The following is a 9,395-nucleotide window of genomic DNA, read 5'->3' on the forward strand; positions in this document are numbered from 1 at the left end:
CACGCCGAGTACAATGCCCATGCGCCACAGATCGGCATGTTGATTACCCGGAACATAGTCTGCCGGATTGTTATAGTAGATGTTGTCGTCGTAATACCCATCTACACGGGATTTGATGTCAAAAATCCCACTCAGACTAAACAAATAGGATACCCGGTCAGGATGACGGAAAGCGAAGTTAGCGGCATGATAGCCCCCAAAACTACAGCCGGCTGCTACGATCCGTTGGCTGCCTGTTTCAGCTTCCATCCGGGGAAGAATTTCTTCCATCAGCAGTTTGTCGTAACAGGTATGGTTATACGCTCTTTGTTCCGGCGTAATGTGTTTGTTGTACCAGCTGACGGCATCAATACTGTCCGGGCAGTATACCTTGATCCTGCCTTCTTCAATAAACCAGCGGATCGCCTCAATAAGGCCAAAGTCTTTGCTTTCATAGTAGCGTCCCATAGAGGTGGGAAAGAGGAGTAAGGGATATCCGCTGTCGCCGAATACCAACATCTCAAATTCCTTTCCCAGGTTGGGAGAATGCCATTTCAAATAGTTTTCGGTCACGGGAAGCATTTAGATAAATTTAAAAAAGATTATTGGTTTATTGGTAAATTGTTAGTGTGCAAACACGTCAACATTATATCAATTCTTCTTATTTGCAGCGGGAAGTGGTGCTGGATACTTATTTCACCGGGGCATCACCTTCAGTGCTGTTGCTGGTGAATGACGGGCAGGAATTGGCCGGATTACTGCCGGAACTTTCCCAATCGGTGCTGGTAGTGGGTATTCATGCCGGGGTACATCGCCGGGCGGAATATGGTACGGCAGGTGTGCTGGATCATCAGGGGCAGGGCGGGCAGGCGGAAAGCTATACCCGCTTTATTATCCGGGAGCTGTTACCGTTTCTGCAACAACAGTATCCGGACATGCTCTTTCAGCGGCGGGCGTTTGCCGGGTTTTCGCTGGGAGGTTTATCTGCCCTGGATATTGTCTGGCATTATCCCGAAATTTTCCAGATGGCGGGTGTTTTTTCCGGCGCCTTATGGTGGCGGAGCAAACCGTTGGGTGATGGGTACCGGGACGACAAAGATCGCATTATGCATCAGTTGATCCGCAAAGGGAGTTATCATCCGGGTCAGCAGTTTTTTTTTGAATGTGGTACCGCCGATGAAACGGCCGACAGGAATCACAATGGGGTTATTGATAGTATTGATGATACGCGGGATCTGATCAAAGAGTTGCTGCTCAAGGGATATAAGCCGGATAAGGATATTTTTTCCCTGGAGATCCCAGGTGGCCGACATGATGTGGCCACCTGGAAAACTGCCATGGATATATTTTTGCAACTGCCTTTCTTTTATTAATAACTAACGACAACGCCTATATTAAAAGCGGCGCCGCGTCCTTTGGCATACTGATTCGGAATCATAAACCACTGCGCACGTGCCGGGAAGTAGTCTTCGTTGAAAAGGTTTTCGATACCTAAGGTCAGCATGGTGCGGGGTGTGACCTTGTAGTTGGCGTTGAAGTTAACGAGGTTATATGCTTTCACACGGCCTTCGTTGCCATTGTACAGGCCAGTGGTGGTGTTCTTTTCGAAGCGGTTCCTGCCATTCACGCCCATATACTGTAATCTCAATTCAAGTTCTTTCAGCGGACGGTAGTTAATGCTACCGGTTACTTTAGGTGGTGCAATCCTTCTGCCATTGAGGTATACGTTGTAGCTGCCACCGGTTTTGGCGGTATCTGATTTTCCTTCTACATAGCTGTAACTGGCGCTGATATCCAGGTTACGCAATACCTGGTAGGTCAGGGCAGCTTCAAAACCGTATATGCGTTCAGGTGTTCTGCTCACGTTAAATAAACCGGTATTGGGATCAAAGATCATGTCTGCCCCCAATTTAGAGGTACTGATAAAGCCGCTGAGTTCAAAACGGAATTTTTTGTGTTCGCTCACAAAGCCCAGTTCGTAGTTATTCACCAATACCGCTTCTGTATTGATTTTTTTAAGGTCATTTACTTTGGCGTCACGTAATGCCAGGCCAACATCGGATACGGAGAACCCTTGTGAAAAACTGAAGTAAGGCATGAAAGCCGGCAGGCGGTTATAACGGATGCCGGCGTTAAACAAGGTAGCAGTATAATTCAGCTCACCGCCCTTTACGGGAATGCTGGGTGTACTGGTAGAGAGGGGTAGCGTGTTATAGTCGTCTACACTTACATTCACTTTTTCCACTCTTACACCTGCTTTCAGGATCAGATTTTGCCAGAGATACCACTGTGTTTCTGCAAAGGGAGCATAGTTCAGCATATTCATTTCCGGTACCCATACGCGACCATCTACCAGTGGCTGTGAGGTCACATCATTCAGCAGGTCGGCGCCATAGGAAAGCGTTCCGTTAAAATTGTAGTTGTTGGACAACGGGGAATTCAGCATCAGGCGTAATCCTTTTTTCTTGTCCAGGGTATGTGATTGTCCGTCGCTGCCGGCAAAACGGCCAAAGGATACATAAAAGATATCATCTCTGGATTCGTAGTAGGCATCAGCATTCAGGGAAGTACCGCCAATGAGACTATCCGCCTGGTATACGAGATGCAGGTTGTGATTGCCCCTGGAGCCGGTAGACACTCCGGCTGGCTTACCCAATACGCCTGAAGAAGGAATGCCATTGAGAATATCTCCATTCACTACATTGTAGTTGGAATTCTGCTGGCTACGGTAGTAGTTATACATCAGCTGTAAACGCTGGCGGGTAGTTACCTGGTAACCTACTTTTGCAAAAGCGTTGTAGCTGTCGGTTTCGCCCAGGCTGTAGTTAGGGCCTACCAGTTTACCTTTGGCGTCTTTATATTCCCCGGTTTCTTCGGCAACCCCGCTAACGATGTAATCGAATTTTTTATATTTCCCCTGCAGCATCTGACTAACGCGACCGCCTACACTATTTTTGAGACTGGTGAGCGAACCGGTGGTATTGATCATAGTTCTGCCAGACAGGACTTTGTCTTCCTGAGGGGTAGCCGTAATATAGTTGATCAGGCCGCCTGTAGCGCCGTTGCCATATATGGCAGTAGCGCCTTTCAGTACGTCTACTCTTTCCAGTACGCCCGGATCTATGGAGCGCATATCGACTTCGCCGTTACGGAGTGGGGTAGATTGTGGAATACCATCGATCATGATCAGCGCGGGGCGGCCACGAAGGCTTTGTCCTACGTTGCTGTTGGTTTGTGTACCAGGCGCCAGTCCGGGTACTTCGCGGCCAAGGATATCGGTTATATCGGTCGTTACCCGGAGGTCGTTTTCCAGTGTTTTTCTGGTAATAACAGTTACGGAAGACGGAACATTATCGAGTGTCACGGGTTTCCTGCTGGCAGAAACCACTATTTCACCGAGTACTTTTTGGTCAGTAGCCTTTGTTGGTATGGTATCTTTTTTATTGTCGCTGCTTGCTTTCCGTTGCGCCATCAATGGAGCGGTGATACTGCATCCGGAGAAGAGAAGTAGAAATAATCGTTTGTTGAATGTGTGCATAGCCTTGATTGCCGTCGTTTAAATGAGATAAGTATACGCAGGTGATGTTGCCGCCTGATTTGTGGGGAGCAAAATTAGACAAAAGCATACTGGCCCGTTTACGCAATCGGGAAAATTTTAAAGGAAAGCTTTTTTTGATATTACTTCAGGAACAGCCTGTTTTATTGCGGAGCGAGGTAATAGATCACGATTTCTACCCGACGGTTTTGTCGTCTGCCTGCCACCGTTCTATTGTCTGCTATAGGCATAGATTCGCCCATGCCGTTTACAGCTGTGATATTACTACCTGGTTTTTTGTCCCGGATATAATCTGATACCGTAAAGGCGCGGCGCATAGAAAGTTCCTGGTTGTAAATATTGGTGCCGGTATTATCTGTATGGCCGGTAACGGTAAGGGATATCTGATCGCCGGAAGGAATTTTATCAATCAAACTATCCAATGCCTGCAGCATTTTGTTTTCCAGTTCGTGACTGTTTACCTGGAAAAGCAGGTCCGGGATGAGCAGGGTATCTGTGCGTGTAACCGATACCGTTACTTCTTCTGCCGGCTGGCAGTTGATGACTTCCACTCTTTCGCTGGAGTCTCCATCGGTGGTCAGTTTGCCAACGCCTGTTACTATGAAGTCGTCGAAGCTAAAGCCTTTACGGTACACCAGGTAGCTGGCAACTGCCTGTGCGCGGTCTTGTGCCATTACCTCATTATATTTTTCACTGGTATTTTTAAAGACATACCCGGTAAGTTTTATTTTATGCCGCAATACATTATCGGAAGGTTTTAGCACGCTTTCCAGCTGACCAGCATAGGAAGGGTTGATGTTTTTACTTTTAGGTAAGAAGAAATCAGTTTTTAACAGCAGGGTGTCACAGGATCCGGGCTTGTAGAAAACGGTTTGCAGTTGAGGTGTTTTCACTGGTTCCATGTCCAGCAGGTCCTTGTCCGGACTGATAAAGTGGTGCCGGTCGTGCATCGCATACAATTTTGCAAGCGTTTCTTTCGTATTGGCACAAACATCCCCCGACAATGGTATCAGCGATACACTGTCTATATTCAGATAAAAAGCTTCATTTTTTGGGTAATGCGCCAGCGATGAATCAAAGTTACCGATGATCATGTATTTCGCATTGGTTTCGGCTACGAATGTTTTTTCCAGTACGGTCCATTTTTTTTCCGGATGCTTATCCGTATTCCGGTCGAAGTACACAGTGGCAGGTTGTGCTAATGGTCTGGGTGTCCAGCGGTAAATAGGCGCAGAGTCGAACAATACACCGGGCAGGGGATAGGGACGGTCTTCGTCCATAAGGGTATATAATTTCAACTGGTAACGTTGCCCTTTTTTTAAACGGCAAAGCAGTTGGGTTTCGGCGTAGGAACGGAAGTCGGGGTCAATGCTGCTGTAGAGGGTAACGGTGATGTAGCGGTTGCCCTTGTCTTGCGTGTACATGATTTTACTGGTATTGGGTGCTACCGATTCCCAGGCAGCAGGTGCGCAGGGGTAGTTATATTCTGTACAAATGTTCACGTCTGAAAAGCCGGCATTGGCGAGGATGTTCTGTGCATAAATGGGGTGCAGCGGAAACAGGAAAACGAGGAACAGGATAAGAATACGTAAATGGGACAAGGGTAAAGGATTTGGGGTATAACGGGAAGGGGTATGGGTTTATTGTAAAAGAAAGCGTGGGCCTTCGCGTGATGAGATTATATCATAAATGCAGAAGCCGTCTCATGGAGACGGCTTCTGCATTTATGATATAGCTATTGCTGATTAGTTGAAGATATATCTTACACCAATCTGCATTTGCCATCTGGATAATACGGCAGTGTAGTCGTTAAACGGATTGCTGATTTTGGCAAAAGAGTAACGGGCCTGTCCGCCTGGACCTGCGTTATCGCGGTAGGTCAGGAAAGCAGGGTTGTTAACTGTTTTAGCTACACCCCAATCACTGCTCAACAGGTTACCAAAGTTAATGATGTCGAGGGTTGCCTGTAATTTGCTTTTTGACTTAGGTGCAATTTTAGCGAAGTCGATGTCCTGGATGATCTTCACATCAAAGTGATTCCACCAAGGATACTGACCACCATTTCTTTCTGCAAAATTACCTCTGCGGCTGTTCAGGTATTTATCTTTGGAGATAAACTGATCCAGGTCGCTCCAGATTTGGTCTGGTGTGCGGGTATCAGCAGGTACACCATTACTGGCTTTGTTCGGGATCAGAATAATTTCGCTTTTATCTTTTGGCACATAAATCAGGTCGTTGTTGGTGGTAGAACCGTCTTTATTCGCGTTGCCGGCATATACGTAGCTGACGCGGGTATTGTTAAATGCGTCGGCAAATGGAGAGCCTTCATAAATAACAGATACCGTAGTAGCCAGTACTTTAGCGTATTGAATTTTATAAGATAAGGTAGCAATCACCCTGTGCTGTACCATGAAACCAGTATAAGATAATACCGGATTGTTTGGATCATTCACGATCTGGTTACCGTTAAAGGCACTGGCAGCCTGAGATCCAGGGCTGGAAGTGATATCCTTTGCATTCTGGTAAGCATAAGCTGCGGTGGCAGACAAACCAAAATCAAATGTTTTGGAGAACTGTGCAGATAAAGAGTAAGACCAGCCTTGTGAAGTATTATCCAGTACAATGGCGTTAGTAGCCTTTGAACTCACCCGGTTAGGTGTAGGGAAGGTATCACGTGCACCAGGACCTACAGATTTTCCGGTAGGGTTTACGAGGTTCGCATCTCTGTGGTATACTGCGTTGATATCTTTTGTATAGATACCTTCGAATGTACCTACTATTTTACCTGGTAATAATACATCTACTGCCAGGTTGGAACGCCATATCTGCGGATATTTGAAATCAGGAGACATTACGTTGATCAAAGCACTTGGTGGTAAGCTTGGATTAGCTGGAATATAAGCGCGCGGATCAGTAGTAAAAGGACGGTTGGTAGGATTAAAGCTTTGTTCCTGACCAAACAGTAATCCATTTTGACCGGCCTGGTTAACAGCCCATACATAAGGGATACGACCCGTGAAAATACCCGTTCCACCACGAAGCTGCAGGGATTGATCGTTTTTAACATCCCAGTTAAAACCAACGCGTGGAGACACCATCACTCTGGTTTTAGGCAATACGCTTACATCAAGATGTTCGTTGTTGCGGAATGCAACGTCGGCGATGGTTTGGTTTTTATCAAGTTTGGTAGGGTAGAAAGGCATATCTAATCTGACACCATAGGTCAACTTGAAATTATCTTTTATCTGGTATTCATCCTGTGCGTAAACAGAAGCAGTAGCCGCATTCAGTTTCGCAGATGGCGCTGAATTGCCTGCAACGGCAGAATAAGATAACTGGTAAAGCAATGGCTGTACCGTCTTATCGCCACCAGCTGCGGCTATGAAGGATGGTACATCCTTGTAGCGGTACTGTCCCAGGTAAAACTGGGCGAAGGCGTTGTCGAATTTAAAATATTCCCCTGCTACACCAAATGTAAAGGTATGCTTACCGGAGTAGAGGTTGAAGTTATTGGCAAACTGTACAAGGTCCTGACTCAGGCTATTCAATGCACTGAAAGGTTCAGAACCTGCGGAGATATAGTTTTTACCGCCGCCATCTTCAATGTCAATCAACGGAAATGCACCACCTGGTGTAGTACGGCGATCGCGGAAGCGGCTGTACGTAACTGACAGGTTGTTGGACATTTTGTTGGAGATAGAACTGTTCAGTTCCGCTACAAATGAGCTGATTTTGTTGTACTGACGGTAAGTGGTATTCTGGAAGATCATACTGGTCTGACTTGGACCACGACCCGTGTTTGAATTCGAACCACTGGCGCCGATATCTCTCAATGAGTTCATGTAGGAATAACGGAAGTTGAACTTATTCTTGGAGTTAATGTTCCAGTCAATACGTGCAGTTACTTTGTCGTTATTTTGCTCGAACTCATAATTTTCGTAGGCACCCGGGTTATAACCTAAACCAATCAGTGTTGATTGCACTAAATCAAGATCAGAAGCTTTTACGTTGGAAATACCAGCTCCGTTTGTGCCCCGATTGGCCCGCCAGTTGGAACCTGGTGTATTCTGTCTTTCCAGCTCACCGTTTACAAAGAAGAACAATTTGTTCTTAATGATAGGACCGCCTACGCGAAAGCCGTATTGTTTGAGATTGTATACGTCTTTACTAACATCAGTTCCTTTTACTTTACCGCCGGTAAGACTGTTACTTCTGAAGAAGCTATAAACGGAACCGGAGAATTCATTGGTACCTGATTTTGTTACGGCATTGATGCTGGCGCCAGTGAAGCCGCTCAACTTAACGTCGTATGGAGCCAGGTTAACCTGGATCTGGTCAATCGCATCCAGGCTGATAGGCTGGGAATTGGTTTGTCCTCCTGGTAAATCCGATAACCCGAAAGCATTACTAAACAAAGAACCATCTACAGTGAAGGAGTTGTAAAGGTTATTTCTTCCTGCGAAGGTTAAACCTTTTCCTGACTGAGGAGTTAATTTGGTGAAGTCCGCTATACCTCTGTTGAGGGATGGCAGATTCTGTAACTGCTCTTTGGAAATGTAAGTTGCCGCACCGGTACGGGAACTGTTAAAGGTGTTATTCTGTTTACCGGTAACCACCAGTTCTTTCAATGCAGTAGAGGACGCACTGAGTTTAAAATCGATTTTGAATGTTTGGCCGAGCGGCAGGTTAACATTCTCTTCCTTCTGTTCCTGGAAGCTGATATATGACACCGTAACAGTGTATGGTCCGCCTACCCTCATGTTAGGGATGTTGTAACGGCCACCTTCCTGTGTGGTTGTTCCGTATACTGTACCAGAAGGAGTGTGTACAGCTTTTACGGTGGCCCCGATCAATCCTTCTCCTTTATCGTCTTTTACGTAACCGGTCATACTACCGGTAGTAACCTGACCAAAAGTGATGATTGAAACGAGTAACAATGAAAATGTAATGAGTAATTTTTTAAACCTCATAAAGCAAAGATGTTGTTGTTTCAGCCGCAAAGTTGCTTAATTTTCCTGGCATAATTTTAACTTCAAATTAACAAATTGTTAAGTAGACTGTGGATAACTTGGCCCCGAACTGAAAAATTGAATGACATCTAGCCGAATGCTTGTTAACAATAGGATTTTTCAAGATTTTCCCTAAAAATTACAATTTTTCAAATAGGTGATATTAATAATGGATCAAACCTATAACCACAGTGAACCTTATGGGTTTTAAAATGTATAAATCAATCAAATAGTAATAATATTTTCTATATGTTAAAGTTGACCTGTGTAATTAACATATTCACAACGTTTTTTTAACAAAAATTCAGGCGCCCGTCCCCTCATCTTTTCACATGTATATGTTGTAACTTTGCGCAATTCAACATTACTGACCCGGAGGGAATAAAATATGTTAGATAAAATAGAAGCAGCAATAGAAGATATAAAAAACGGTAAACTGGTGATCGTAGTAGATGACGAGGACCGTGAAAATGAAGGTGATTTTATAACAGCAGCACGCAATGTAACACCTGAAATTATCAACTTTATGAGCACCCACGGCCGTGGGCTGATCTGTGCACCGCTGGTAGAAGAGCGTTGCGATGAACTGGGACTGGAACTAATGGTTCGCGACAATACCGCTTTACATCAAACCCCTTTTACTGTTTCGGTAGACTTGCTCGGACATGGCTGTACCACCGGCATCTCCGCGCATGACAGGGCCAAAACAATACAGGCGCTCATTGATCCTACCACCAAACCGGAACACCTGGGTAAACCCGGCCATATATTTCCGCTGAAAGCAAAAACAGGTGGCGTTTTACGCCGCTCAGGACATACCGAAGCCACCATCGACCTGGCCAGACTGGCGG

The 9,395-nt window shown here is 45.6% G+C and carries 6 protein-coding genes; 2 read left to right on the forward strand and 4 right to left on the reverse strand.

From position 1 onward, the window contains the following. Window positions 1-561 (reverse strand): alpha/beta hydrolase-fold protein (locus VIP81_RS18885; RefSeq protein ID WP_331964532.1); only part of this gene is annotated, 561 nt, incomplete at its 3' end. A 47-nt stretch (window positions 562-608) separates the two neighbouring features. Here VIP81_RS18885 and VIP81_RS18890 point away from each other — a divergent pair. Continuing rightward, the gene (locus VIP81_RS18890) at window positions 609-1,352 is read left to right on the forward strand and encodes an alpha/beta hydrolase (protein ID WP_331964534.1); all 744 of its coding nucleotides are present in this window, start codon (window positions 609-611) and stop codon (window positions 1,350-1,352) included. Here the strand turns inward: VIP81_RS18890 and VIP81_RS18895 are convergent. The 3 genes from VIP81_RS18895 to VIP81_RS18905 form a co-directional block, all read right to left on the reverse strand. Beyond that, a complete protein-coding gene (locus VIP81_RS18895) occupies window positions 1,349-3,517 on the reverse strand; it encodes a TonB-dependent receptor (protein WP_331964537.1) in 2,169 nt (722 codons plus the stop codon). The genes VIP81_RS18890 and VIP81_RS18895 overlap by 4 nt on opposite strands. Window positions 3,518-3,678: 161 nt before the next feature. After that, window positions 3,679-5,136 carry an OmpA family protein gene (locus tag VIP81_RS18900; RefSeq protein WP_331964540.1) on the reverse strand — a complete coding sequence of 486 codons (1,458 nt, stop codon included), beginning with the start codon at window positions 5,134-5,136 and terminating at the stop codon, window positions 3,679-3,681. A 144-nt stretch (window positions 5,137-5,280) separates the two neighbouring features. Further along, window positions 5,281-8,505, reverse strand: a complete 3,225-nt coding sequence (locus VIP81_RS18905) for a TonB-dependent receptor (RefSeq protein ID WP_331964543.1) — start codon at window positions 8,503-8,505, stop codon at window positions 5,281-5,283. A gap of 427 nt (window positions 8,506-8,932) precedes the next feature. Here VIP81_RS18905 and ribB point away from each other — a divergent pair. Continuing rightward, the coding region (gene ribB / locus VIP81_RS18910) for a 3,4-dihydroxy-2-butanone-4-phosphate synthase (RefSeq protein WP_331964546.1) at window positions 8,933-9,395 on the forward strand (463 nt) is incomplete at its 3' end.

This window comes from Chitinophaga sp., from assembly GCF_036566945.1.
In the GTDB taxonomy this organism is placed as follows: Bacteria; Bacteroidota; Bacteroidia; order Chitinophagales; family Chitinophagaceae; genus Chitinophaga.

What these genes read in the sequence shown, in the direction of transcription:
- VIP81_RS18895 (WP_331964537.1), bottom strand. Translation starts at nt 3,517, where the DNA reads ATGCACACATTCAACAAACGATTATTTCTACTTCTCTTCTCCGGATGC.
- VIP81_RS18905 (WP_331964543.1), bottom strand. Translation starts at nt 8,505, where the DNA reads ATGAGGTTTAAAAAATTACTCATTACATTTTCATTGTTACTCGTTTCA.